The following is a 25,290-nucleotide window of genomic DNA, read 5'->3' as shown; positions in this document are numbered from 1 at the left end:
AGCGCTGGTAGTCCTCGCCCGAAAGCTCGCGCGGGTCATGTTCGCCCTAATGAAAAACCAAACGGAGTACACCCCAAACTTCATGTCTGGGGGTTGCTCACGAACATAGAATCTCCAACAGATGTAGGGCAGCTCCTTTTAGAACAACACCTTCGCCACATCCGCAAAGCGCTTGGCGAAATGCACGGTGATGCCTTCTTTCAGGTAGTCCGGCAATTCTTCGAAATTGCCACGGTTGGGTTCCGGCAGGATCAACTCGTTGATCTTCTGCCGACGGGCCGCAATAACCTTCTCCCGTACACCGCCGATTGGCAGGACATGTCCGGTCAAAGTCAGCTCGCCGGTCATGGCCACGCCTTTTTTCGGCGCCTGATTACGCGCCAGCGACAACAAGGCGCTGGCCATGGTCACGCCAGCACTTGGACCATCCTTGGGCGTCGCGCCTTCGGGTACGTGCAAGTGGACGAAGGCTTCATCGAAGAAACGCGGGTCGCCGCCAAATTGCTCAAGGTTCGAGCTGACGTAGCTGTAGGCGATTTCAGCGGATTCCTTCATCACATCGCCCAACTGGCCGGTGAGTTTGAAGCCACGGTTGAGCGTGTGAATCCGCGTCGCCTCGATCGGCAAGGTCGCGCCGCCCATGCTGGTCCAGGCCAGGCCGGTAATCACACCGGTCCCGGACAGCACCTGTTCGTTACGGAACACCGGCATGCCCAGCGATGCTTCAAGGTCTTTCGGACCAATCTTGATCACCGACTTTGGCTCGTCCAGCAGTTTGACCACGGCCTTGCGCACCACTTTGCTCAGCTGTTTTTCCAGCTGCCGCACACCGGCTTCCCGCGCGTAACCGTCGATCACCGCGCGTAACGCGTTATCGCTGATCGCCAGGCTGCCTTTGGAAACGCCCGCTTTAGCCAGTTGCTTAGGCCACAAGTGGCGCTTGGCGATGGCCAGTTTCTCTTCAGTGATGTAACCGGAGAGGCGAATCACTTCCATCCGGTCGAGCAACGGGCCGGGGATCGAATCGAGGGTGTTGGCGGTGCAGATGAACAGCACTTTGGACAGGTCCAGACGCAGGTCCAGATAGTGGTCGAGGAATTCGACGTTCTGTTCCGGGTCCAGGGTTTCCAGCAATGCCGAGGCCGGATCGCCCTGGTAGCTTTGGCCCATCTTGTCGATTTCATCGAGCATGATGACCGGGTTCATCACTTCCATATCCTTGAGCGCCTGCACCAGCTTGCCCGGTTGGGCGCCAATGTAGGTGCGACGGTGGCCCTTGATCTCGGCTTCATCGCGCATGCCGCCGACGCTGAAACGATAGAAAGGACGGCCCAGGGATTCAGCGATGGAGCGGCCGACGCTGGTTTTACCAACGCCTGGCGGTCCGACCAGCAGCACGATGGAACCGCTGATCTCGCCTTTATAGGCGCCGACCGCGAGGAATTCGAGAATGCGCGCCTTGATGTCATCCAGACCCGCGTGATGCTGATCGAGCACCTTGCGCGCGTGCTTGAGGTCCAGTTTGTCCTTGCCAAACACGCCCCATGGCACCGAACTCGCCCAGTCCAGGTAATTGCGGGTGACGGCATATTCCGGCGAACCGGTTTCCAGCACCTTGAGCTTGCCGATTTCTTCGTCGATGCGCTTGCGCGCCTGAGGCGGCAAGGTCTTGCCTTCCAGGCGGGCTTCGAACTGTTCGATGTCCGCGCTGCGGTCATCTTTACTCAGCCCCAGCTCCTGCTGGATGACCTTGAGTTGCTCCTTGAGGAAGAACTCGCGCTGATGTTCACCGATCTTGCGGTTCACCTCGGCAGAGATTTCTTTTTGCAGGCGCGCGACTTCGACTTCCTTGCGCAGCATCGGCAGGACTTTTTCCATGCGCTTGAGCATGGGTACGCAATCGAGCACTTGTTGCAGCTCGACGCCGGTCGCCGAGGTCAGCGCTGCGGCGAAGTCGGTCAGCGGCGACGGATCGTTGGGGCTGAAGCGATTGAGGTAGTTTTTCAACTCTTCGCTGTACAGCGGGTTGAGCGGCAGCAGCTCCTTGATCGCGTTGATCAGGGCCATGCCATACGCCTTGACCTCGTCGGTCGGCTCATTGGGTTGATGCGGGTACTCGACTTCCACCAGGTACGGCGGGCGATGATGTTTCAGCCAGGTCTTGATGCGCACCCGGCTCAGGCCCTGGGCGACGAATTGCAGCTTGCCGTTTTCGCGACTGGCGTGGTGCACCTTCACCAGCGTGCCGTATTCGGGCAACGCGTCGGTATTGAAGTGGCGCGGGTCTTCCGGCGGGGTATCCATGAAGAACAGGGCCAGGGAGTGGTGCTCGGACTTGCTCACCAATTCCAGGGTTTCGGCCCACGGTTCTTCATTGACGATGACCGGCAACACCTGGGCCGGGAAGAACGGGCGGTTATGAATCGGGATGATATAGACCTTGTCCGGCAGGTTCTGCCCAGGCAAGGCGAGCGAGGTGCTGGTGGAACTCAGGGTTACTTCGTGCTCAGCGTCTACTTCATCTGGCAAATCGAGTGAGTCTGCTTGCTGGTCGCTCATGGGGCACCTGCACAATTGAACATGGCTCTTAGATGGGGCGGTCTCCCTCAGGTTTCAATGGCTGCGGTCAATAGCATTTATAACCGGGTCAAAAACAACGCATTCAGCGGCAAATATCCCTTTGTCGCTACGGATTTTCTGGTACCAGTTATCCGCAGGGCACAAAAAAGGCGGCCATCCTTCGATAGCCGCCTTTTCAATGCTTCAGCGAATCATCAATCCGGCAGTTTGAACGCCATCACGTAGTCGCCTTGCTTGGTGCCCAGCGAGCCATGACCGCCGGCCACAACCAGCACGTACTGCTTGCCGTCCTTGCCGGTGTAGGTCATCGGCGTGGTTTGCGCGCCTGCTGGCAGGCGGCCTTCCCACAACTGCTTGCCGTTACGCACATCGTAGGCACGCAGGTATTGGTCAAGCGTGCCGCTCAGGAACCCGACGCCACCGGCTGTGGTGAACGTCCCGCCCAGGCTTGGTACGCCCATGGACAGCGGGACTGGAACCGGCGAGCTGTCACGCACGGTGCCGTTTTTGTGCATCCAGATGGTTTTGTGGTTGGTCAGGTCGACAGCCGCGACATAACCCCAGGCCGGAGCCTGGCAAGGCAAGCCCATCGGTGACAGCAGGGCTTCAAGGATCACGCCATAGGGCGCGCCTTTATTCGGCTGCACGCCTTCGGTTTCGCTTTTGCGACCCGGGCCGCCTTCAACTTCGGCCGCCGGGACCAGTTTCGAGCGGAACGCCATATAGCTCGGGTTTACGAATGCGATCTGGCGTACCGGATCGACCGAAATGCCACCCCAGTCGAACACGCCGAAGTTGCCTGGATAGACCAGCGAACCTTGCAGCGACGGCGGGGTGAAAGGGCCGTCGTAACGCAGGGATTTGAAGTCGATCCGGCACAGCATCTGGTCAAACGGCGTCACGCCCCACATGTCGCGTTCCTTGAGGGGCGGCGGCATGAAGTTCAGGTCGGATTTCGGTTGGGTCGGCGAAGTATGATCGCCAGCTACCGCGCCCTGAGGGACCGGGATTTCGTTGATCGGGATGATCGGCTGACCGGTGCTGCGGTCCAGCACATAGATGCTGCCCTGCTTGGTCGAAACCAGCACCGCTGGCTTGATGCCATCCGCCGTTTTCATATCCAGCAAGGTTGGCTGACCGCCCACGTCCATGTCCCACAGGTCATGGTGAGTGAGCTGCATGCTCCAGCGTACTTTGCCGGACGCGATATCCAGCGCGACGATACTTGCGCTGTATTTTTCCGACTCTGGTGTGCGATTGCCGCCCCATTGATCCGGGGTCTGGTTGCCCATCGGCAGGTACAGCATGCCGAGTTTTTCATCGACCGCGAACATCGACCACATGTTAGGCGAATTGCGGGTGTACTTCTGACCCTCGGCAAGAGGAGTGGTGTCGTCCGGATTGCCGCTGTCCCAGTTCCACACCAGACGTCCCGTGTGTACGTCGAACGCACGGATCACGCCGGAAGGCTCGTCCAGCGAAACGTTATCGGTGACGTGGCCGCCGATCACAACCAGATCCTTGGTCACCGCCGGTGGCGAGGTGGAGTAGTAACCGCCTGGCGCGAAGGTGCCGATGTTGGCGCTCAGGTCGATGGCGCCTTTGTTGCCGAAGTCTTCACAGACCTTGCCGGTGTCCGCGTTCAGCGCGATCAGGCGAGTGTCGGCGGTCGGCAGGAAGATCCGACGTGGGCAGGCATTGCTGCCGGTTGACGCAACCGCCGGAGTGGTCGGGCTTTGGGCCGGCGCGGCGGCATACGCGGCATCATCGTGATACGACACGCCACGGCAGGTCATGTGCGCCCAGCCTTTGAAGTTGGCGGCATTCTGTGTGCTGATCTTTGGATCGTAGCGCCAGATTTCCTTGCCGGTATCCGGGTCCAGCGCGATTACCTGGCTGTGCGGCGTGCAGACATACAGCATGCCGTTGACCTTGAGCGGGGTGTTCTCCGCCGTGGTTTCACCCGGATCGTTCGGCCCAGGGATATCGCCAGTGCGATAGGTCCAGGCCGGAACCAGCTTGTTGGCGTTTTCCGGAGTGATCTGCGCCAGCGGCGAATAGCGGTCACCGAAAGCGGTGCGACCATAAGACTGCCAGTCACCGTCGGGCATGGCCGGCGCAGTGTTGGTGGTACCTGCGGTGTCGCGGTCCAGTTGACCCTTGATTTCGCCAGGGTTGGTGAACTGGCTGGCCAGCGCGGCAACGCCGGCCAGCACCACGGCCACGCTCAACGCGCCGGTCGCCAGGCCGCCGGGTTGGCCACGCAGCACAGGGCGGCGGAACCAGGGCAGCAACAAGACGATACCGAGGGCAAACCACAATGCCAGACGCGGCACCAGTTGCCACCAGTCCAGACCGACTTCCCACAAGGCCCAGACAGTACTCGCGAACAGAATCACCGCATACAGGCCCAAGGCAGCGCGGCGCCCAGTGATGAGCAGCAGGCCCGTCACAGCGAAACCGATACCGGCCAGCAGGTAATACAACGAACCGCCCAGTTGCAGGAGTTTGACACCCCCCGCCAACATGATCAGGCCCATCAACAAGATCACCAGCCCGAGCAACGTCGGTAGCAAGCGATATCGACTGAAAGCACCATCAGTGCTCATAGTGTGAATCTCCGTGACAGATTAAGTGATTGAAACTTTGATATTCGTGACGCCGATTCCTGACGAATCGTGTGGCGATACTTTGACGCTAGTTGCTGAAACGTATTACTGACAGTTCAAATCAACCGTTGGTCAGAACGACGACTGGATTTTCAGTCCCGCGACCAGTGCGTCGTCGACCTTGTCCACACCGCCCGGATGACGGATGAACTGCAGGTTGGGACGCACGGTCAGCCAGTTGGTCAGGTGTACGCCGTAGTACAACTCGGCGTTGTATTCGGTGTCTTGTAGCGGCATGAAAGCCGGGTCGCTGTAGTCGTAGACCGCCGCTGCCCGATTTTGTGCGTCAGCGTTCTTGCGGTACGCCGGGTTGACGTGAATGCGCGCGACGGCCAGGCCGATGTCGTCCTGAGGACGGGCATCGAACGGGCCTTTATAGAAACCGCCCAGCGCCACATAGTTGTCGACCATGTTGGTTTTCTTGTCGTGCAGCGTGCCGTTGACGAACAGGCTCAGGCCGCGACTGGAATCGCCATCGACGGCCGTGACTTGCTGGCGCAAATTCAGCCACATGCCATGTTTGCTCGAAGCGCTGCGATAGGCGCCATCGGTGGCGGCAGCAGACTGACCATTGCTGTTTTTGTACACGTCCTGGCTGTCAGCGGTGCTGTAGTAATAACCGGCGCGGTACTCACCCGGCAGCCCGGCAACTTTTGGCGCCCACACCAGTTCAACCGGCAACACTGCGCCTTGAGTGCCGCTGCCGCTGAGCTTGAAGCCGTTGTCGTTTTCCAGGTTCGACGGGTTCTGTTCGAACACGCCGATCTGCGCGAACACCTCAGGCGTCAGCTGGTATTTGACGCGCATGGCCCATTGGCTGATTGGCCAGTTGTAGACGATGCCACCGTCCCAGTTGCCGACCTGGGAACCGCATAACGCCAGGTTCTGGAAGTCGCAGGGGAAGGTGCCGAAGTCTTCGCCCTGATTGAAACGGCCGAGCTTGATGCTCAAGGCCTGATCGAGGAATTTCTGCTGATACCACATCTGCGTCAGACGGGTCACGCTGCCCCGGCCCCAAACTTCCTGGGACGAAGAAAGCGTGCCGGTGCGCGGATCGCCGACGCGGTCATTGCTGATGTTGTCGCCATTACGATTGCTCACCGTCAACTGAAACTCGGCATCGTGCCAGCCGAGAATCTTCTGCAGATCAAGGTGCGCGCCCAGTGCCCATTGATCGCTGTAACGAACGGTTTTGTCATGGTTGTAACCGCCGTGCAGGTTGGAGCCTGTCTCGGAGGTGTAGTCCAGCTTGAAGTCATACCCTTGCCGGGCAAGCTCGCTGCGCTTGCCATTCCAGTCGCCCAGCATCCACGGGGAGTCGGCGTCGAATGCGGGTGCTGCCTGGGCGCAGGTTGCAAGGCCCAGCGCCAGCAGGCCGCAAAAGCCATGGATGGTTTGCAGGCGCGGCAGAACAGACACGGCCATGGCAGCAGAGCGTCTCGGGTAATCGGACATTAGGGACATTCTTTAAGTTATTAGTGAGGGTCGAAAGCGGCATCTCGCGCTTGAAGAAACGAGAGAAGGGATCGAAAAAACAGGATTAATCGATTCAGCCGTTGAGGGTTGCAATGATAGGGGGCTAACGACTCGGTAAACAGCGGGGAAATTGACATGGATCATTGCAACGGTTGCAACAGTAGGCTTGGTGGAGGCTACCTCCAGGCCGGACGCGCACACTGTTTCAGGAGAAGTCCTACACTTTTAAAGGGCATTGGCAGTGCGACAATCGAAAGTCTTCGCACGCTAAGCTCTTCCCGCTGTCAGAAGGCTCGGCTAAGGTGCGCAGCTCTTTGAACGCCCTTGATCATTCAACTCGAAGGTTCCGCATGACAACACAGCATTCCAACCCTCTGCATGGCGTGACGCTGGAACAGATCCTCAACGCTCTGGTTGAGCATTACGAGTGGTCCGGCCTGGCTGAACGCATTGATATTCGCTGCTTCAAGAGCGACCCGAGCATCAAGTCCAGCCTGACTTTTCTGCGCAAGACCCCTTGGGCTCGTGAAAAGGTCGAAGCGCTGTATGTGAAGTTGCACCGCAGCAAGGGTTGGTAACTTTGTCCGGTCTGGAGCCTGGGCCTCAAGGATTAACACTGATGTACGCCGAACACCCGCAACCCGCGCAAGGACAGCGCCGCTACACGATCATCGCTGCGAGCCTGGGCTGGTCGGGACTGATTATTCAGCTGTATCTGATTTTATTCGCGCGCTGGGCCGACGACGCCAGCCTGGTGGGCGGATTGGTGCGGTTCTTCAGCTTCTTTACGGTATTGAGCAACACGCTGGCGGCAATTGCCCTGACCTGTGCGCTGAGCAACAGCGCCTCAGCGGCGCAGCGTTTTTTTCGCCATCCCGTGGTGTGCAGCGGTATTGCGACCAGCATTGTTCTGGTCGGCCTGGCCTACAACATTTTGTTGCGCCATTTGTGGCAGCCCGAAGGCTGGCAATGGGTCGCGGACGAATTACTCCACGACGTGATGCCGCTGATGTTCCTGCTTTACTGGTGGCTGTACGTGCCCAAGGGCGTGTTGCAGTTCAGACATGTTCTGTTGTGGATTCTTTACCCGATTGTCTACTTTGCCTACGTGCTGCTGCGCGGCAATTCCCTCGGCGATTACATGTACCCCTTCATTGATGCGGGGACCATCGGCTTTGCCAGAGCGTTCATCAATGCGGGCGGGGTGTTGGCGGGGTTTGTTGGGGTTGGTTTGTTGTTGGCAGGCGTGGATCGATTCAAGGGACGCAGGGCGTAAAGCCCCGCTCCAACGGCGATTTACCCCTCATCCCGCTCATCAAGACGCCAGTAGCCCGAGCACTTGACCAGCGCTTCATCCAGCCCGAATTCGCCGAGCAACACGCGCCGAATCCTGCGCGACAACGCGGCTTCGGTGGCGACCCAGGTGTACAGCTGGCCTTCGGGCATTTCCAGGCGGCGGGTGACGTCCACCAGATCCTGCTCACCGCGCACGATCCAGATCACATCGACCTGCGCCTGGCTCTGGAATACCTGCTGCTCGCCCATATCCGCAACTTCGACTACCACCAGCGCGCAGCGATTGGCCGCCAGGCCTTCAAGGCGGCGCGCGATGGCCGGCAGAGCGGTTTCATCGCCGATCAGCAGGTAGCTGTCGAACATATCCGGCACAATCATCGAGCCGCGCGGGCCGGCGATGTACAGAAACTGTCCTGGTTCAGCCTGCGTTGCCCAAGTCGCGGCGGGGCCTTCGCCGTGCAGCACGAAGTCGATGTCCAGCTCGCCGCTTTCGGCGTCATAACGACGCGGCGTGTAATCACGCATGGCCGGGCGCGGGCCGTCATCTGGCGCGCCGAGCTTCATGGATTCCATCGCTCGCTCTTCTTCTGCAGTCTGCGGAAAAATCAGCTTTACGTGATCGTCGGTGCCCAGGCTGATAAAGCCGGTCAGATCCGGCCCGTGCAGTGTAATCCGACGCATCTTCGGCGTTATGTCTGTTACGCGCAGCACCTGCAACTTACGGCGTTTGATTTCATGGCTGACACGATGGATCGATTGTTGCGAATTCATTCGGACTTCTCCGGTGCGCTGTGGGGGCCATCAACGATGGCTTTGGCAGTGTTGTTGAGCAGGTCGCGAACCCGCAGGATTTCTTCGGGGCTCCAACGTCCATCATGCAGATGCATGGCATGACGCAGATTGTTTACGGCTTCGTGGATTTCCGGCGGCCGTTCGTGACCCCGCAAGGAGCGCTTGCTGACGTCGATGCGCATGCGCACGCCGTCCAGCGCCACGGCTTGTTCGGTCAATGAGGCGCGACCCGCTTCGGTGATGGCGTAGTGTTTTTTGCCGCCGTGAGCGCTGCCTTCGATCAGCTCGCTTTCTTCAAGGAAGGTCAGGGTCGGATAAATCACGCCGGGGCTCGGGCTGTAGGCGCCATCGAACATGCTTTCGATCTGGCGGATCAGGTCGTAGCCGTGGCAAGGCTGTTCGGCGATCAACGCCAGCAACAGCAATTTCAAATCCCCCGGCGCAAACACCCGAGGCCCACGGCCGCCGCGTTCGCCGCGAGGACGCTTTTCAAAACCGTCACGCCCTTCGCCATGGTCGCGGTGATGGGGGCGGTGTTCATTGTGGTGATGGTCATCACGCATTTCTCTATCTCCAATGCAAGTTAGATATACCTTAAGATATATCTTGGACCTTACGCAAGGGATAAAGACGAACGGTTATCATCTGCACGCGTCAGCATTTGTGTGGGAGCGAGCTTGCTCGCGAAGAGGTCTACATACGCCACATTTTTTGAACCTGAAATAGTATCTTCGCAAGCAAGCTTGCTCCCACACAGTCTCTGGTGGATGCCTACAAAGATTGGGTTCCAGGCGCAGTGCACTGCGTATGCGCCCCCGGCTCAAGATAAGGACTCAGGATCGGCGCCATGCCCTTGAGTACCTGCACCGGTAGCGCAGAAGTGAAGCGAAACCCTTCCGCTGCCTTGCCAGGCACGAAGGCGGTTAGGGTGCCGAAGTGGTTGTCGCCCAGATAAAACACGAAGGTCGCCGTGCGGTTTATCGCCCTGGAGCTGAGGATGCGACCGCCCGCGCCGATGCTTTCAATGCGGTTGTCGCCGGTGCCGGTTTTGCCGCCCATCGCCAGCGGGCTGCCATCCGGCAATTTGAAACTGCCTAGCACGCGCTTTGCGGTGCCGCCTTCCACCACTTGCGACAAGGCTTCACGCATCGCTGCCGCCACTTCGGACGACAACACGCGCTTGCCCGATTCCGGGTTGTTGGCGAGTCGCGTTTCGTACGGCGTGTCGGCGGCAAAATGCAGACTGTCGATGCGCAAGGTCGGCAAGCGAATGCCATCGTTCTGGATGATGCCGATCAACTCCGCCAAGGCCGCAGGGCGGTCCCCCGAGCTGCCGATTGCTGTCGCCAATGAAGGCACCAGATGATCAAACGGGTAGCCGACCCGCTGCCAGCGTTGATGGATATCGAGGAACGCTTCGATCTCCAGCATGGTGCGGATACGACTGTCGCGAGCACTTTTATGCCGGCTTTTGAACAGCCAGCCGTAAACTTCCTGGCGCTCGAAATGGCTGGCCGCAACCGCATCCTTGAACTGCGCCTCCGGGTTTTTCAGGAGATAGCCCACCAGCCACAGATCCAGCGGGTGAACCCTGGCGACATAGCCCTGATCCGGCAAATCGTAGGCGCCCGGGCCGTAGCTCTGATACAGGTCAGTCAGGCGCTTTTCGTTCAGCTTGGGGCCGATTTTTGCTTCGGCCATGTGCGCCCGGACAAACGAGTTGAACGCAGTCTGATCGGCTTCCGGCAGCAAGTAGCGATGCACTGCCGCCAGTCGCGGCGCAGTGGGATGAACGCCGTCGAGAAATGTATCCAGCCGCTCCTGGGTGGTCTTGTTCTTGTAGCGTTTCCAGAACCGCAACAGAAAAACCGTGCCTTCCCGATCCGCAAAGTTGGCGAGGTATTCCTGACGGCGCGGATTGTCATCGTCCTTGAGCAACTCGGCGCTATTGCTGGGCGCTTGATAGGTGCTGTAACGCACCACGTCGCGCATCAAGCGAATGAACGGCAAGTTGATCGACTCGCGCAGGGCTTCGCGCAGAGTGGGATTACGCGCGTTGTCTTCTTTGCGAAAGTTATTGAAGTGATGCAAACCGCCGCCAGTGAAAAAGCTTTCGCCGGGGCTGGCTGAGTAATGCCGGTCCAGGGCCGCAGACAGCATCTTCGGCAAACTGCGATCTTTATTTTGCGTCAGATAATCCACCGCCCAGCGCGTCAGCCGATCCTGCTCTTGCACTGGAGTTTTGCTCAGTTGCGCCGAGGTCAGACCGGAGTAGCGCTCGTGCAGTTCGGCGATCATCTCCAGATAAGTCGTCAGCACCCGCATCTTTGCCGTGGACCCCAGTTCCAGCTTGCTGCCTTCATTGATGTCAAACGGCTGGTCGGTGCTGTCGGTCTGCACCCGGACCCGTGACCCATCGGGACCGCGCTCGAACAGGGTGAAGCTGTAACGCACCTGCGCGGTACTGGCTGGCGTCAGCAAGCGCTCGCCCAACAGCCCGACGTTCGCTGCAAACGCCGGGTCCGCCAAATCGCGCAGATACTGGCCGACGCGGGTCTGCAACTCGCTTTGCAAAGTAGTGGTGGCGGACAGGTCCAGCCGATCCAGATCGTAGAGCGGGCGATTGAGCATCCCCGACAACCGGCTGCGCGCCACACTGATGCCCTTGTTGGTTTCAATCGGCTGAATGGTCGGCTGCTGAACCCAGTTGCGGTACGTGACCGTGCTGTTCAACGCCGCATCAGCCAAGCGCTGATCAATGATTTTATTTAGCGCCAGCAGACGGATATGGCTATCGGTCAGGTCAGCCAGCTCCGCGCGGCCCTTGGCCAGATAGTGCGACGGGCGCCGCTGGGCAATCACCAGTGACAGCACTTCACGCAAAGCCAGGCCTCGTGCGGCCAGGCTCTGCGGATCGCTTGCGGTGGACGCCAGTAGCTGGTTGGTGCGCACGAAATCCGCGCCATACCAGACCCGCAAACCTTCGGCCAACCCATGCACTTCGCCATGGCCCGGCACGGCCGACAACGGCACGCTGTTCAAATAATCGCGCACCACTCGTTGCCGGGCTTGCAGGGTTTGCTCGCCGGGTTGATAGGCGCGAACGCTGGCGGAAATCATCTGCCGCAGCTTCTCGGAACCGGATTGAGTCAAGCCGTCGGGAGAGTGACGGTATTTTTCCAGCTGTGTGGCCAGCGTACTTCCGCCTGCCGACTGGCCGGGCAAACCGGCCAATTTCGCCAGCTGCGACACGGCAGCCTTGGCGAAACGCGGCCAGTCCACCGCCGGGTTGGCCATTGGTTGCTTTGGGTCCAGCAAGTCACGGTTCTCGATGAATAACAGGCTGTGTACCACCACCGATGGAATCGCGGCATAGCTCGGATAGAACTGCTGCGGGTAGCGGAACTGGTAGAGATCAGTACCCCGACAGTCGGTAATCGACAGGCCTGCCTGAATCTTCTCTTCGTAAGGCACGAAAAATCCGCGCCGACCGTAAGCGAGAAGTTCTGGAGAGAAGCGGGTCTGTTCAGTGATCAGGTAGTCGCGTTTGAGCAGTCGCGGCAGAAACTCATCCAGCGACGAATAACCCAGACGTTTATCAAACGGCCCGTCCCCCGGATACAAAACGGCATCACTGGGACCGGGCTGCAGTGAGTAGCTCAGGCTAGCCGCAAAGCGGCTGAACTCCCGGGCCTGCAGCCGGGAGGTCCGCGACTCGGTTGAAATAACAAAACCGAACACCACCAGACCCATGACCAGCAACACCCAAAACACGCGCCACGCATAACGCCTGTGGCGAGGGCTTTTCGGCATTGATGGCTGATCTTGACTGTCGACGTTCAGCGCAGCCTGCTTCGTATCGGAATGCCGTAATACGCCCATATCCATTGGCCCGGTTAAACCTGTTAATCGCACCTGACACAAGCTTAGACGCTGGCAGACGTGGCAGCAGAAATCTTTGCTAAAGGGCGGGGTAGGGCCTTGGAGGTGCCTTTGTAGGAACGGTCTGTTTATAAACGTCAGCGGTTGACGGCCAGTGGGTCGGGTGATTACGTCCGGTTTTGTCAGTGGCCTAAACGCCCTGTGTAAATGAATTTATATATTGATTGAATCTATTCAAGGATGTGTGATGAACAAGAATAGGCCTGAAAGTTTTGAGCAACAGAAGAAATGGACGGCTGCGTTCGCGTTGCATTGCATCAGCAACTAAATAACCTTATAGATAGGCAGGTCTATAAGCCCCGCCTATCTATTTTGTCAGCGTTCAGTCATCACGTTTTATATCAATAGAACGACGCTCATAAATTGGTTCGTTGGGAATCCAGGGCTTTCCGAAGAGATCCAGTGCGCCGGTCGGATGTGCCAATAGCGCCGCATAATTCACACGCGTGCCTAGATTTTCCATGCTAAGAAGATCTTGTCCGGGTTTGGGCACTTTATAACTTGCGTATTTTATTAGCGTTTCTGCATGTGCTTGAAGGGCCGCGTTAAGCCGCTTGTGATCGCGTATGGACTGGGTCAAAATTGCTTGCTCTAGCTGGGTGAGTTCTTCTGAGTCAATAATGCTGATTTGGCCGCATGCATCCAGCGTGAAGTTGAATGGTTTGGTCGATAGCTCTGGATATGTTTTGGCTAGCGAACCCTTAAAATTTTGCAGCTCTGACTTGATCGTGTTGACTCCTGTCTCCGCGATCTGGCGTAACGTAGATAGCTCGTAGTGTCGGCATGTCCAACAGCACTCTTTTTCCTTGAGAACTTCCAGGCCGCCCCAAGGATTTTCTCTTGCGTAATTTTGGTCTGCTGTCATTCCGATAACTCCCTGGAACAAACATTGCTGATCCGAAGAGCCTCTATATCCCTTCAACGTATCAGTCGAACTGACTGGCTTATCGCTGGGTTGCGAAGTGGTCCGCAAGGATTGTCTTTGTTCATGATTAGCTTGAATGGCTTCCTCCTCCTTGGCATTTCTCGATGCCAGGGTTGGGTAGGGTAATTTCGCAGCTGAATTTGTATTGATATTCACAATAACTCTCTCTCTAATTTATTCACCCTTCATAACGGCCAATCGCGACAAAACTTGGCCTGATAAATTTGTGGGAAACTTCCGAGAAGGAGTTTCAGTGCGACGCTGTTCTCAAACAGCAACCACCTACGCAGGTTTTGGTTTGCCCAGGCGTTAGCCATGTCGCGAGCGGGGGCGAGGAGTACGCCGAGGCAGGAGGTTTTCAACGAGTATCAACTCGCTGTCAGTTGTAAGTATCGGCAGCACTGGTTGTGCGAAATGTATGGCGAAATTGCAGGTGAGTAGGATACTTCTGATTTTTTACGAGCGTGTTGACTCAAATTATACGCAGTGATTACGTCGGATTTGTCAGTGGCCAAGCTGCCTGGCATAACCGAATTTAATTGTCGAGGTTTCACATGCGTAAGAATAAAAAATTACTATTGGGTATTGTCGTGTCCGCTGTTTTTTTAGCGGGAACTCATGCTGCACGGGCACAAGCTGTTGACGAGGGAAGCGTTGCACAAGTTTCCCCCGCACCGACGGTAGAGGAGCCAGTATTCAGCGTGTTGTCAGATAAAATTCATGACATCAACGCCCGGTTAAATAGTTCGACATCCGAGCACTATTACGGCTTCACTTCCGTGCGAGGCCAGGATGTCTTGCTGGATTTATCGAGTCGGCAACACATCAAGGTCGAGCGGCACGTAGACGGAGCCTGGACATTAATTTCAGGCCGAAATACCCTCAAAGGCCTGAAACCGGGCGAAGAAATCATCCTGAGGGTGACGCACAACCAGAGTACGCCCTTTGGCGGCGGAGAATATAGCCTGGTGTTTGGCTCCTATCCCGTCTTGAAGGAATTCAAGTTTCACGATGAGGAGGCTGTTTTGCGGATCCCGTATGGCTATGCCGATCCGGAATGGCTGCCTACTCAAGCCTATAAGCAGGCCAGGATTGAGGTGCAGTTTACTGACACTTCCGGTGCGCCGTTGGAAGGGGCGAAGGCTGGCTTCGGTTTGCGCTTCGAAAACGACTACAGGGAAAAAATCAGCTTTTACTTTTATTCGAACCCTGAAGGTAAAGCTTCGCAGTTGGTGGAGTTCGGGCGGTGCGAAGGTGGTACGCAAGCTAGGGACTTCGTTGAGTACAGCCGGGGCTATAACAATACATGGAGAAGTTATTATCGCACCGGCGGTTACGTGGTCTTGAACCCAATGGTCGGAGTAACGATTAATCCTGAAGGCTACAATTTGGCGCATATCTGTCGCCAGCAATTGGTGAGCAGCAGGCCTTCTTGAGCATAGCAATATCTGCGGCCCGCCAGTTTTGCCTGGCGGGCCGCTTCGGGTGATTAGGCATAAGTATCGAGGAGCGTTTGGGGTTTTTTTTCTACGTAGTGAGTCAGCTTCTGTAGGAAATTGCGCTGCAAATCACCCCAAGGGACTCTGAGGTTGTCACCGTAAAACAAGGTTGACTGAAAGTTATACCTGTTCAAAGTGTACTTTCCTTTATAAGGTTCGAAGTGATCTATCATTGCCATCAGTGTTTTGGAGTGAGCGTGTGCTGTGGCACGTAAATCGTCGAAATTGTTGATTTCTTTTGTCAGCCAGTCTATATCCACTTCGCTGAGCTCTACCGGGGACGCAAGTATCTTGATTTTTGCATTCTCGTCCAATGTGAATGAAAATTCCACCGAAGCGATATCGGGACGAAGGTCTTTAACATGATCGGTGAATTGCTCGAATTTTAGTTGTAGTCCTCGAAGGTGTTTTATCGAGTCTAGACAAATCATAATCATATATAAGGCTTCATTATTGCTTTCACTAAGCGTTGCGTCGTACTCCTCGTAGGTCATCCAAGGTTTTTCCTGGTACTCATAGAGTTCGATTTTATCAGCCGTGTCTAGGGCTTCCGGGGCTGCGTCTGCGTCGAGCGCCTTTATGTCTCCGAGTTTGCCAGCTGCCAAAGCTGGCCTCTCAACGTCAATTTTTCTATTTTGTACCAACGGATAAACACTGCTGACGCTCACTGCGGAATTGATATTCACAATAACTCCTTCTCTAATTAATCCATTCCCCTCCTTAACGGCCAACTCCAAAAAAACTTGGCCTGATAAAGTTGTGGGAAACTTCCGAGAAGGAGTTTCAGTGCGACGCAGTTCTCAAACAGTAACAACCTGGGCAGGTTTTGGTTTGCCCAGGCGTTTATTGAGATCGAGCCAGGCGGCCATGAGCACCATCAGCGCGAGGCCGATAAGGGCGGTGCAGACTTGCATCGGCCAGGTGTCGCCGGCGAGGGCGTTGGCCATGTCGGCGAGTGGCGCGAGGAGTACGCCGAGGCAGAAGATTTCCAGCGAGTAGCGCCCCATTCGGCAGGTCTGTTGCGCCGGCCAGTTGTCGAGCCAGGTTTGGCCGACGGGCAGCAGTTTTGCCACGCAGTAGGTCAGAGCCAGGAAGTGCAGCAGGCGAACAGGGGCAAGGTCGGTTTTGCTGATGGGGTAGAGCATATCGGCGATGTTTTGCGGCACCAGCTCGGCGTGCAGCTCAGGGAATTTCCAGAGTACGGTCAGCACGCCCGCCAGCAATACGTAAACGGCGCAGAGCATGAACAGCGGTTGCCGCAGCAGCGCCACCGGCTCGGCGCTGGTAGTCGATTTCGCTTGTGACTTCAGCGCACAAGCGCCGCCCAGAACAAATAGCAACTGCCACGCCACCGGATTGAAATACCAGACGCCGCCACCTTCGTAGGCTGAAAGGTTCCAACCGTACAGCGGCACCATCATGTACAGCGCCAAAGACAAGCCAACAGCCAGCGCAACGCTGCGCAGCATCAACGGCAGAATCAACGGCAAGGCGAGCAACAGCAGAATGTACAGCGGCAGCGGGTCAGTCAGGTTGGGCTTGAAGCGCAACAGCAATTCATCGGCCAGCGCCTGTTGTGGATTGCCGACGAAGTATTCCAGGCCCATTTCCCGGACCATGTCCCGGGTTTCGACGTGATTGTTGGCGACGAACACGATGCCCATCAACAAGGTCAGCAAGAAGATATGCACCACATACAGCACCCAGGTGCGGCGCAGGATGCGGATGCAGGCGACGACAAAACCGTCGCGTTGGGCAATGCGGCCGTAGGCCAGGATCGCAGCGTAGCCGGCCAGGAACACGAAAATTTCCGCAGCGTCGCTGAAACCGAAATTACGCACGGTCAATTGAGCGAAGGGATTGTCCGGCACGTGATCCCAAAAAATGAAGATCAGCGCCAGGCCCCGAAAAAAGTCGATGCGCAGGTCGCGTCCGTTGGTCATAACGGTGGGCTCTTGAAGTCGTAAAAAGTAGAGGTCAATGCACAGGCATGGTTCACGCCGCCGGTCCATAGGGCGGCGGCGCGGCAGGGTGGCGGGTTATACGGGTAAATGCAAAGCGGGGCTATTACAGAATGTGAGCAACGCCGTTTGACCAATAACGATCAGCGAACAGGCTAAACCCCTTGGTTAGGCTCAAAACTGTCGGCCCTCGCCATTTGCCACATGTTCGAATAGAAACTGCCATCAACAGGTCCGGTGAGTAACTGGCCGGGCTGCAGGAATACGTGGGATTGCGAGAACAGTTTCACTTCCGTCGCCGACATGCGCCGCACCAGGTGCCGCGCTCCCAGTTGCGACGGGTGATCCAGCCCGGCAGCGGCGATCATTTCCGCCAGGGCCTTGAGCGTATTGCGATGGAAGTTGAAGACTCGCTGAGCCTTGTCCGGCACCACCAGCGCACGCTGGCGCAAGGTGTCCTGAGTAGCGACGCCGGTCGGGCATTTGTTGGTGTGGCAACTCTGCGACTGGATGCAGCCGATGGCGAACATGAAGCCGCGCGCCGAGTTGGCCCAGTCGGCGCCGATGGCCAGCACGCTGGCGATGTCGAACGCACTGACGATCTTGCCGCTGGCGCCGAGCTTGATCTTGTCCCGCAGGTTCAAGCCCACCAGGGTGTTATGCACAAACAGCAGGCCTTCGCGCATCGGCACGCCCATGTGATCGGTGAATTCCACGGGCGCTGCGCCGGTGCCGCCTTCGGTGCCATCAATCACGATGAAGTCGGGCAGGATGCCGGTTTCCAGCATGGCCTTGGCGATACCCATGAATTCCCACGGATGGCCCAGGCAAAACTTGAAACCCACCGGCTTACCGCCGGACAACTCGCGCAACTGTGCGATGAATTGCATCAGTTCGTAGGGTGTAGAGAATGCGCTGTGCCGTGACGGCGAGACGCAGTCTTCGCCCATCATGATGCCTCGGGTTTCGGCGATTTCCTTGGTCACCTTGTCCTTGGGCAGGATGCCGCCGTGGCCGGGTTTGGCGCCCTGGCTCATCTTGATTTCGATCATTCGCACCTGCGGGTCCTGCGCCTGTCTGGCGAAGCGCTCGGGATCGAACCGGCCATCTGCAGTGCGGCAGCCGAAATAGCCGCTGCCCAGCTCCCAGGTCAGGTCGCCGCCGTTTTCCCGGTGATACGGGCTGATGCTGCCTTCGCCCGTGTCATGGGCGAAATTGCCGAGCTTGGCGCCCTGATTCAAGGCGCGGATGGCATTGGCACTGAGTGAGCCGAAACTCATCGCGGAAATATTGAACAACGAAGCCGAGTATGGCTGCGTGCACTGCGGGCCGCCGACGATGACGCGAAACGAGTTCGGATCGCTCAACGGCGCAGGACGCATGGAATGGCTGATGAATTCGAAGCCAGTCTGGTAGACATCAATCAGCGTGCCGAAGGGCCGGTCTGCCGACTCATTCTTGGCTCGGGAATACACCAGCGAACGCTGCGCCCTGGAAAAGGGCAGGGCGTCGCTGTCGGATTCCAGCAGGTATTGGCGAATTTCCGGGCGGATGGCTTCCACGGCGTAGCGAATATTGCCCAGGATTGGGTAATTGCGCCGCACCGAATGCGGTGATTGCAGCAGATCGAGAACACCGACTACCGATAGCACCCCGGTGACCAGGGTAAACGGCCATAACCATTCGTGGTGCCAGAACGGCAAGCTGAACAGCGTGAACAACACACAACCTACAAAGAAGGCGTAACGACTGAGAAGGGACAGGCTCATACGTATTCCTGGGCTAATAACGGTGATGCGAATACTGCTCGCAGAGCCAATGAGCAGGCCAGCATTTGTTGCGCTAACGGTGGAGCGATGAGCGTTGACCACGTCCTGTTGGCGAGTCTTGCCCGCGAACATAGAATCTCCAACGAATCTGTATATCCATTTAGGCGGCTTGCGTTCGGCCTATAAAGATCAGCTCTCCAACACCCACGGTTTCACGCGACGGGTTTGCTGCGCCATTTCATGGATATCTTCCCGTCCTTCGAGGCTTGTCCAGCGCAGGTGCTCAATCAGCTTCATTTCCATGGGGTTGAGCGCCACGAAGCCCAGTTCGTCGGCCTTGCGCATGAACGTGTCACGGGGTTCGGCAGGCTGGCTGGCGGCGATCACGTCCTGCAAGGCGCCTTGCAGCATCGAGACGTAGCTCACCAACATTGAAGGGTTGCACAGCACATCGGTTTTATTGACATAACCATCAAGCAGACGCAGCGAGTCGCGGGCTTCGACCAGGCGGTTGTACGCGTAGGAGGGGAGTTGAAAATGATCGGGTTGAGACATGGCTTGTTTCCATCCGGCCAGTACGCCAGGAGACCAATCCCGGGTCATTGATTGAGCAACAGCGGCTCGAACCTTAGCGACAAGCGCCTGCCTAATCAAGTTCGCGAATGATGCAAGTCACGACAATCGATGATGGTTCATATTTAACGTTATGTTACTGTATAACACATCGATTACGTACTCATCCGGAGGCAACATGAAACCTGATATCCACCCCGCGTACCGTACCGTGCTGTTCCACGACACCGCTGCCGATGTCTTTTTCCTGATCGGCTCCACGGTTGATACAGACCGCACCCAACAACACACCGACGGCCAGACGTACCCTTACGTAGCCCTCGATGTGTCCAGCGCTTCGCACCCGATGTACACCGGGCAACAGCGTAAAACCACCACCGAAGGCCGCATCGCCGGCTTCAACAAACGCTTTGCAACCTTTGGCTCCGCTGGCAAGAAAGATGCTGAAGCGGCTGAATGAAGCAGCGTGGTCCCGGGCGCTGGACGATCAGGTTCTGTTCGTCCAGCGTGCGGGATTTTTTTTGCCTGGATTTTGCCTCCGACGACAACTGGCATGCTTCGCCGCTGGACTAACGCCTCGATTTGCTTTTGACTCTGCGGCCTGAAAACCAGGAGTTGTCGCTTTGAAAACATCAGTCGCCATCCTCTTCGGCGGACAATCCAGCGAACACGAAGTCTCGCTACAGTCAGCCAGGAACGTGATCAACGCGATCGACCGCGGCAGTTATGACCTCACTTTGATTGGTATCGACAAGCAAGGCCGCTGGCTGCGTTTCGATGAGCATGATTACCTGCTCAATGCTGACAATCCCGCGCAGATCAAACTCAGCGGCTCGGGCAAGCGCTTGTCATTGCTGCCGGGCAGCCTGGCCGGGCAGTTTGTCGAGGTTGAATCAGGCATTGAGTTGCCCAGAATTGACGTAGTGTTCCCGGTGATTCACGGTGCCTTTGGCGAAGATGGTTCGTTGCAGGGCTTGTTGCGCCTGCTGGCGATCCCCTGTGTCGGACCGGACGTGCTCTCGTCTGCGGCCTGCATGGACAAGGACGTCACCAAACGTTTGCTGCGCGATGCCGGGATCGCCGTCGCCCCTTCGCGGGTGCTGACTCACGGGCAATCGGCGCGTTTCGAAGAGGTGTCCGCGACGCTGGGCCTGCCGATGTTCGTCAAACCGGCCAGCCAGGGTTCGTCCGTCGGCGTCAGTAAAGTCAGCGATGAAGCGGGCTTTATCGCGGCGTTGGCGCTGGCTTTCGAGTTCGACCACAAGGTGCTGATCGAGCAGGGCATCGTCGGTCGTGAAGTGGAATGCGCGGTGCTCGGCAATCGCCAGCCGCAAGTTAGTGTCTGCGGCGAAGTCATCGCCAATGACGAGTTCTATGCCTACGACACCAAATACCTGAACGGCGATCAGGCCCGGATCGCCATTCCCGCCGAGCTGGCGCCAGAACTCAGCGATCAGGTGCGCGAAGTCGCCTTGCGCGCTTATGCGGTGCTGGGATGCGCGGGGCTGGCGCGGGTGGATTTCTTCGTCACCGAGGGTCGGGACATCATCATCAATGAGGTCAACACCCTTCCGGGATTCACCTCTATCAGCATGTATCCCAAGCTCTGGCAGGCCAGCGGCATGACCTATGCAGGCCTGATCGACCGGTTGATTATCCTGGCGCTGGAGCGCGCCGACGAAGTGCGCCAGCTCAAGGTCGAGATATTTTCATGAAAGGGATTCAGATAGCCGCAGCGCTGTTGATCGGTACCGATGGCCGCACCTTGTTGGTCCGCAAGCGCGGGACGACAGCCTTCATGCAACCGGGCGGCAAGATCGAACCCGGCGAGCCGCCTGCCGTCGCCTTGGCGCGAGAGCTTGAGGAGGAACTGGGCTTGCTGATTGATCCGGCCCAGGCGGGTTATCTCGGCTCGTTCGCTGCACAGGCTGCCAACGAACCTGGCTTCGAGGTGCGCTGCGAGCTTTTTGAAGTGCGCATCGATGGCGACGTGGTACCGGCGGCAGAGATCGAAGAAGTGGTCTGGATCAGCGCCGACAGTCATCCCGAACTGCCATTGGCCCCGCTGACCCGGGACTCGATCCTGCCGATTTATCGGCAGATGCTGGCTACGATTTAATTGCTGGAGCGAGGCTTGCCCGCGAAAAACTATAACGCGGTGGATCTGTTCCACCGAGGCGCTTGATTCCCGGGCAAGCCTCGCCCACGGATCTACGCAACATTCGCGATAGGACGTACAGCCGATGCATTTGCGTCTACTGGAATGCCGTCTTCCCGGATAAATCCGGTCCCACAAAATCAGCGCGATCCAGTGGGACCGGCTTTAGCCGGGAAGGCGTCGGTTCAGACAATACTTCTGCAGCGCCTGGTGGTTGCCCCCAGACATAGAATCTCCAACAGCTCGCCGTTCTACCGCACCGCACTAACCCCATCCAGCGTCGAGAACGAGGTGTCCTTGGCGGTGAGCAGGAAATCGCGCATGTACGGCGCGTCGAGCATGTCGGCGCGCACGGCGGCGTACAGCGTAGCGAACAATCCTTTCTCGCCCAGGCGCTTGGCCTTCACGTAGCCTCGCGAGCTGTATTCATGCAGCGCCCAATGCGGCATGCCACACACGCCACGGCCGCTGGCAACCAGTTGCATCATCATCACTGTCAGCTCCGATGTGCGCACCTGCGCCGGTTCGATGTCGGCGGGTTCCAGAAACCGGGTGAAGATGTCCAGACGGTCGCGTTCCACCGGATAGGTGATCAGCGTTTCCTTGAGCAAATCCTCGGGCACGATATAAGGCTTGTTCGCCAACGGGTGCTGGTTGGCCACGGCTAACATCGCCTCGTATGTGAACAGCGGTACATAAGTAATACCCGCCAGTTCCAGTGGATCGGATGTCACCACCAGATCCAGATCACCACGGGCCAGCGCAGGCAGCGGCGCGAAAGCGAAACCCGAGGCCAGATCCAGCTCCACTTCCGGCCAGGCATCGCGAAACTGATCGATGGTCGGCATCAGCCACTGAAAACAACTGTGGCACTCGATGGCCATGTGCAGACGCCCAGCCGTGCCACCCGCCAGGCGGGCAATGTCGCGCTCGGCGCTGCGCAATTGCGGCAGCACCGAGTCAGCCAGTTGCAGCAGGCGCAACCCGGCGCTGGTGAAACGCACCGGCTTGGTCTTGCGCACGAACAACTGCATGGCCAGTCGCTCTTCCAGTTCCTTGAACTGATGGGACAGGGCCGATTGCGTCAGGTGCAGGCGCTCGGCCGCTTCCACGAGGCTGTCGGCTTCGCGCAAGGCATGCAGGGTTTTCAGGTGGCGTATCTCAAGCACCGCAGGCGCTCCATGAATGGATTTTGTGATCAACACGAAAACAATGAGTTTGTCTCATGTTGCCTCCGCTGTCGACAATAGCGCCATCTTTTACGGAGGGACGCATCATGGCCTTGGCCCACGCACTTGGTTTTCCGCGCATCGGCGCTGATCGCGAATTGAAGAAAGTTCTGGAAGCCCACTGGAAGGGCGAGCTGGATGAGCAGGGCCTGCGCGAAGCCGGTCGCGAACTGCGCGCCGCTCACTGGCAGTTGCAGAAGGATGCAGGCATCGAACTGCTGCCGGTGGGCGACTTCGCCTGGTACGACCAGGTTTTGACCCATTCACTGACCTTCGGCGTGATCCCCCAGCGTTTCGCCGACACCACTGACGCCCATGGCTTGCCGACCCTCAACACGTTGTTCGCCATGGCGCGCGGCGCGACCGCATGTTGCAACGGCGCCCACGGCAAAGGGCAATACGCGCAGGAACTGACCAAGTGGTTTGATACCAACTATCACTATCTGGTCCCTGAATTCACTCAGGATCAGCGTTTCCAGTTGAGCTGGGAGCAGCTGTTCGAAGAAGTCGACGAAGCCCGCGCGCTGGGCCACAAGGTCAAGCCGGTCGTCATCGGCCCACTGACTTACCTTTGGCTGGGCAAGGCCAAGGGCGACAGCTTCGACAAGCTCGATCTGCTGGAGCGCCTGTTGCCGCTGTACGGCGAAATCCTCGGCCGGCTGGCTGCCCAAGGCGTCGAATGGGTGCAAATCGATGAGCCGATTCTCGCGCTGGATCTGCCGCAGGACTGGAAGAACGCCTTCGAACGCACTTATCACAGCCTGCAATATTCACCGCTGAAAAAACTGGTGGCGACCTATTTTGGCGGTCTGGAAGACAACCTTGGCCTGGCGGTTTCCCTGCCAGTGGACGGCTTGCACATCGACCTGGTGCGCGCGCCGGAGCAACTGGCTGCGGTGCTCGACCGTCTGCCGACGTATAAAGTGCTGTCCCTGGGCGTGGTCAATGGCCGTAACGTCTGGCGTTGTGATCTGGACCAGGCGCTGGGCCAATTGCGTGAAGCGCAGCTGCGCTTTGGCGACAACTTGTGGGTCGCGGGCTCCTGCTCACTGCTGCACAGCCCGGTGGATGTGCAGCGCGAAGACAAACTCGATGCCGAGCTGAAAAGCTGGTTGGCGTTTGCCGTACAAAAGTGCGCAGAAATCTCGCTGCTCAGCGCGGCCTTGAACACGCCGGAGTCCTCCGAAGTGCAATCGGCGCTGGCTGAAAGTCGCGAGATACAGCTCAGCCGCGCGCAATCGCCACGCATCCATAAGCCTGAAGTGCAGGCGCGGCTCGCGGCAATCACCGCTGCCGACAGCCAACGTCAATCGGTCTTTGCCGCGCGCATTGAACAACAGCGGGCGCGCTTGAATCTGCCGGCATTTCCGACAACAACCATTGGCTCGTTCCCACAAACGCCGTCCATTCGTCTGACGCGTCAATCCTGGAAACAAGGGCGTCTGTCGGCCAACGATTACACCGATGCAATGCGCCACGAGATCCGCCACGCAGTGCAGACCCAGGAACGCCTGGGGCTGGACGTGCTGGTGCATGGCGAGGCCGAGCGCAATGACATGGTCGAATACTTCGCCGAGCAACTGGACGGCTACGCCTTCACCCGCTTTGGCTGGGTGCAAAGTTACGGCTCGCGCTGCGTCAAACCGGCCGTGATCTTCGGCGATTTGAGCCGTCCGCAGGCGATGACTGTGGACTGGATCAGCTACGCCCAGAGCCTGACCGACAAGGTCATGAAAGGCATGTTGACCGGGCCGGTGACCATGCTGATGTGGTCTTTCCCCCGCGAAGACGTTTCGCGCAAGGTGCAGGCGCAGCAATTGGCGCTGGCGATTCGCGACGAAGTGGTGGATCTGGAAACGGCTGGCATCAAGATCGTGCAGATCGACGAAGCGGCATTCCGTGAAGGGCTGCCGCTGCGTCGGGCGAACTGGCAGGAATATCTGGACTGGGCCGTCGAAGCCTTCCGCCTGTGCGCGTCGGGCGTGCGCGACGAAACGCAGATCCATACCCACATGTGCTACAGCGAATTCAACGACGTGATCGAGTCCATCGCCGCCATGGACGCCGACGTAATTACCATCGAAACCTCGCGCTCCGACATGGAACTGCTGCAAGCCTTCAAGGCGTTCGATTATCCGAACGACATCGGCCCCGGCGTCTACGACATCCATTCGCCACGGGTGCCCGGTACTGAAGAAATGGTCCGCCTGATGTCCAAGGCCGTACAACGCATCCCGGCCGAGCGTTTGTGGGTCAACCCCGATTGCGGCCTGAAAACCCGCGCCTGGCCGGAGACCGAAGCGGCGTTGGTGAACATGGTGGCAGCGGCGCGGCAGTTGCGCAGCGAACTCGCTTAATATTTGTTGGAGCGAGTCCGATCCCTATTGATCCAGAATGACCATTCAGCCCTCTTCATCAAAC

At 57.9% G+C, this 25,290-nt stretch carries 19 protein-coding genes and 1 pseudogene; 8 read left to right on the top strand and 12 right to left on the bottom strand.

Annotated elements, in window-relative coordinates; translation table 11 throughout:
• Positions 1–109, top strand: a pseudogene (locus ACP7E4_RS21485) (IS110 family transposase); the annotation flags it as partial.
• Positions 110–138: 29 nt separating this feature from the next.
• Here ACP7E4_RS21485 and lon read toward each other — a convergent pair.
• The 3 genes from lon to ACP7E4_RS21470 form a co-directional block, all read right to left on the bottom strand.
• The gene (gene lon, locus ACP7E4_RS21480; RefSeq protein ID WP_426117596.1) at positions 139–2,559 is read right to left on the bottom strand and encodes an endopeptidase La; all 2,421 of its coding nucleotides are present in this window, start codon (positions 2,557–2,559) and stop codon (positions 139–141) included.
• A gap of 215 nt (positions 2,560–2,774) precedes the next feature.
• Positions 2,775–5,189 carry a glucose/quinate/shikimate family membrane-bound PQQ-dependent dehydrogenase gene (locus ACP7E4_RS21475; protein ID WP_426117595.1) on the bottom strand — a complete coding sequence of 805 codons (2,415 nt, stop codon included), beginning with the start codon at positions 5,187–5,189 and terminating at the stop codon, positions 2,775–2,777.
• Between the two features lie 132 nt (positions 5,190–5,321).
• Positions 5,322–6,674: a carbohydrate porin gene (locus ACP7E4_RS21470; protein ID WP_426117600.1), complete on the bottom strand. Its 1,353-nt coding sequence runs from the start codon at positions 6,672–6,674 to the stop codon at positions 5,322–5,324.
• Between the two features lie 401 nt (positions 6,675–7,075).
• Between ACP7E4_RS21470 and ACP7E4_RS21465 the strand changes: the two genes are divergently transcribed.
• Both ACP7E4_RS21465 and ACP7E4_RS21460 read left to right on the top strand, forming a co-directional pair.
• Entirely contained in the window at positions 7,076–7,303 is a 228-nt protein-coding gene (locus tag ACP7E4_RS21465; protein WP_020288901.1) for a VF530 family DNA-binding protein, read from the top strand.
• Positions 7,304–7,344: 41 nt separating this feature from the next.
• Complete coding sequence (locus tag ACP7E4_RS21460; protein WP_426117594.1) at positions 7,345–8,001, top strand: Pr6Pr family membrane protein; 657 nt, start codon at positions 7,345–7,347, stop codon at positions 7,999–8,001.
• Positions 8,002–8,021: 20 nt separating this feature from the next.
• Here ACP7E4_RS21460 and ACP7E4_RS21455 read toward each other — a convergent pair whose 3' ends face one another.
• The 4 genes from ACP7E4_RS21455 to ACP7E4_RS21440 form a co-directional block, all read right to left on the bottom strand.
• The gene (locus ACP7E4_RS21455) at positions 8,022–8,792 is read right to left on the bottom strand and encodes a siderophore-interacting protein (protein ID WP_426117593.1); all 771 of its coding nucleotides are present in this window, start codon (positions 8,790–8,792) and stop codon (positions 8,022–8,024) included.
• Positions 8,789–9,376 carry a PadR family transcriptional regulator gene (locus ACP7E4_RS21450; RefSeq protein WP_426117592.1) on the bottom strand — a complete coding sequence of 196 codons (588 nt, stop codon included), beginning with the start codon at positions 9,374–9,376 and terminating at the stop codon, positions 8,789–8,791. The genes ACP7E4_RS21455 and ACP7E4_RS21450 overlap by 4 nt, the downstream gene beginning before the upstream one ends.
• Positions 9,377–9,584: 208 nt before the next feature.
• Positions 9,585–12,695: a transglycosylase domain-containing protein gene (locus tag ACP7E4_RS21445; protein WP_426117599.1), complete on the bottom strand. Its 3,111-nt coding sequence runs from the start codon at positions 12,693–12,695 to the stop codon at positions 9,585–9,587.
• A gap of 382 nt (positions 12,696–13,077) precedes the next feature.
• The gene (locus ACP7E4_RS21440) at positions 13,078–13,836 is read right to left on the bottom strand and encodes a hypothetical protein (RefSeq protein ID WP_426117591.1); all 759 of its coding nucleotides are present in this window, start codon (positions 13,834–13,836) and stop codon (positions 13,078–13,080) included.
• 398 nt (positions 13,837–14,234) lie between these two features.
• On the opposite strand from ACP7E4_RS21440, the gene ACP7E4_RS21435 reads away from it, so the two are divergent.
• Positions 14,235–15,116 carry a hypothetical protein gene (locus ACP7E4_RS21435; RefSeq protein ID WP_426117590.1) on the top strand — a complete coding sequence of 294 codons (882 nt, stop codon included), beginning with the start codon at positions 14,235–14,237 and terminating at the stop codon, positions 15,114–15,116.
• Positions 15,117–15,169: 53 nt separating this feature from the next.
• On the opposite strand, the gene ACP7E4_RS21430 is transcribed toward ACP7E4_RS21435, so the two are convergent.
• From ACP7E4_RS21430 to ACP7E4_RS21415, 4 genes are all read right to left on the bottom strand, one after another.
• The gene (locus tag ACP7E4_RS21430) at positions 15,170–15,865 is read right to left on the bottom strand and encodes a hypothetical protein (RefSeq protein ID WP_426117589.1); all 696 of its coding nucleotides are present in this window, start codon (positions 15,863–15,865) and stop codon (positions 15,170–15,172) included.
• Between the two features lie 114 nt (positions 15,866–15,979).
• Positions 15,980–17,122 (bottom strand): OpgC domain-containing protein, encoded by a 1,143-nt coding sequence (locus ACP7E4_RS21425; RefSeq protein WP_426117588.1) that lies wholly within the window; start codon positions 17,120–17,122, stop codon positions 15,980–15,982.
• Between the two features lie 173 nt (positions 17,123–17,295).
• Positions 17,296–18,909, bottom strand: coding sequence for an FMN-binding glutamate synthase family protein (locus ACP7E4_RS21420; protein WP_426117587.1), 1,614 nt, complete (start codon positions 18,907–18,909; stop codon positions 17,296–17,298).
• A 189-nt stretch (positions 18,910–19,098) separates the two neighbouring features.
• Entirely contained in the window at positions 19,099–19,464 is a 366-nt protein-coding gene (locus ACP7E4_RS21415) for a hypothetical protein (protein WP_426117586.1), read from the bottom strand.
• 196 nt (positions 19,465–19,660) lie between these two features.
• Here ACP7E4_RS21415 and ACP7E4_RS21410 point away from each other — a divergent pair, with 196 nt between their 5' ends.
• The 3 genes from ACP7E4_RS21410 to ACP7E4_RS21400 all read left to right on the top strand — a co-directional run bounded on the left by ACP7E4_RS21410 (position 19,661) and on the right by ACP7E4_RS21400 (position 21,601).
• Positions 19,661–19,942 carry a type B 50S ribosomal protein L31 gene (locus tag ACP7E4_RS21410; protein WP_426117585.1) on the top strand — a complete coding sequence of 94 codons (282 nt, stop codon included), beginning with the start codon at positions 19,661–19,663 and terminating at the stop codon, positions 19,940–19,942.
• Positions 19,943–20,105: 163 nt separating this feature from the next.
• The gene (ddlA, locus tag ACP7E4_RS21405; RefSeq protein ID WP_426117584.1) at positions 20,106–21,197 is read left to right on the top strand and encodes a D-alanine--D-alanine ligase; all 1,092 of its coding nucleotides are present in this window, start codon (positions 20,106–20,108) and stop codon (positions 21,195–21,197) included.
• Positions 21,194–21,601: an NUDIX hydrolase gene (locus ACP7E4_RS21400; RefSeq protein ID WP_426117583.1), complete on the top strand. Its 408-nt coding sequence runs from the start codon at positions 21,194–21,196 to the stop codon at positions 21,599–21,601. Before ddlA ends, ACP7E4_RS21400 begins: the two co-directional genes overlap by 4 nt.
• A 290-nt stretch (positions 21,602–21,891) precedes the next feature.
• On the opposite strand, the gene metR is transcribed toward ACP7E4_RS21400, so the two are convergent.
• Positions 21,892–22,809 carry a transcriptional regulator MetR gene (metR, locus tag ACP7E4_RS21395; RefSeq protein WP_065835433.1) on the bottom strand — a complete coding sequence of 306 codons (918 nt, stop codon included), beginning with the start codon at positions 22,807–22,809 and terminating at the stop codon, positions 21,892–21,894.
• 107 nt (positions 22,810–22,916) lie between these two features.
• Between metR and metE the strand changes: the two genes are divergently transcribed.
• Entirely contained in the window at positions 22,917–25,226 is a 2,310-nt protein-coding gene (gene metE, locus ACP7E4_RS21390; RefSeq protein ID WP_426117582.1) for a 5-methyltetrahydropteroyltriglutamate--homocysteine S-methyltransferase, read from the top strand.
• The last annotated feature ends 64 nt before the right edge of the window (positions 25,227–25,290 follow it).

Origin of the sequence: Pseudomonas sp. DSP3-2-3 (assembly GCF_049898225.1) — a bacterium.
Classification (GTDB): Bacteria; Pseudomonadota; Gammaproteobacteria; order Pseudomonadales; family Pseudomonadaceae; genus Aquipseudomonas.
Note: the sequence above shows the minus strand (reverse complement) of the source record. Positions and strands in the feature narration are given on the sequence as shown.

Excerpts from the sequence above, each read along its gene's own strand:
- lon (WP_426117596.1), bottom strand. The coding sequence starts at position 2,559 with ATGAGCGACCAGCAAGCAGACTCACTCGATTTGCCAGATGAAGTAGAC.
- ACP7E4_RS21475 (WP_426117595.1), bottom strand. The coding sequence starts at position 5,189 with ATGAGCACTGATGGTGCTTTCAGTCGATATCGCTTGCTACCGACGTTG.
- ACP7E4_RS21470 (WP_426117600.1), bottom strand. The coding sequence starts at position 6,674 with ATGGCCGTGTCTGTTCTGCCGCGCCTGCAAACCATCCATGGCTTTTGC.
- ACP7E4_RS21465 (WP_020288901.1), top strand. The coding sequence starts at position 7,076 with ATGACAACACAGCATTCCAACCCTCTGCATGGCGTGACGCTGGAACAG.
- ACP7E4_RS21460 (WP_426117594.1), top strand. The coding sequence starts at position 7,345 with ATGTACGCCGAACACCCGCAACCCGCGCAAGGACAGCGCCGCTACACG.
- ACP7E4_RS21455 (WP_426117593.1), bottom strand. The coding sequence starts at position 8,792 with ATGAATTCGCAACAATCGATCCATCGTGTCAGCCATGAAATCAAACGC.
- ACP7E4_RS21450 (WP_426117592.1), bottom strand. The coding sequence starts at position 9,376 with ATGCGTGATGACCATCACCACAATGAACACCGCCCCCATCACCGCGAC.
- ACP7E4_RS21445 (WP_426117599.1), bottom strand. The coding sequence starts at position 12,695 with ATGGGCGTATTACGGCATTCCGATACGAAGCAGGCTGCGCTGAACGTC.
- ACP7E4_RS21435 (WP_426117590.1), top strand. The coding sequence starts at position 14,235 with ATGCGTAAGAATAAAAAATTACTATTGGGTATTGTCGTGTCCGCTGTT.
- ACP7E4_RS21425 (WP_426117588.1), bottom strand. The coding sequence starts at position 17,122 with ATGACCAACGGACGCGACCTGCGCATCGACTTTTTTCGGGGCCTGGCG.
- ACP7E4_RS21420 (WP_426117587.1), bottom strand. The coding sequence starts at position 18,909 with ATGAGCCTGTCCCTTCTCAGTCGTTACGCCTTCTTTGTAGGTTGTGTG.
- ACP7E4_RS21415 (WP_426117586.1), bottom strand. The coding sequence starts at position 19,464 with ATGTCTCAACCCGATCATTTTCAACTCCCCTCCTACGCGTACAACCGC.
- ACP7E4_RS21410 (WP_426117585.1), top strand. The coding sequence starts at position 19,661 with ATGAAACCTGATATCCACCCCGCGTACCGTACCGTGCTGTTCCACGAC.
- ACP7E4_RS21400 (WP_426117583.1), top strand. The coding sequence starts at position 21,194 with ATGAAAGGGATTCAGATAGCCGCAGCGCTGTTGATCGGTACCGATGGC.
- metE (WP_426117582.1), top strand. The coding sequence starts at position 22,917 with ATGGCCTTGGCCCACGCACTTGGTTTTCCGCGCATCGGCGCTGATCGC.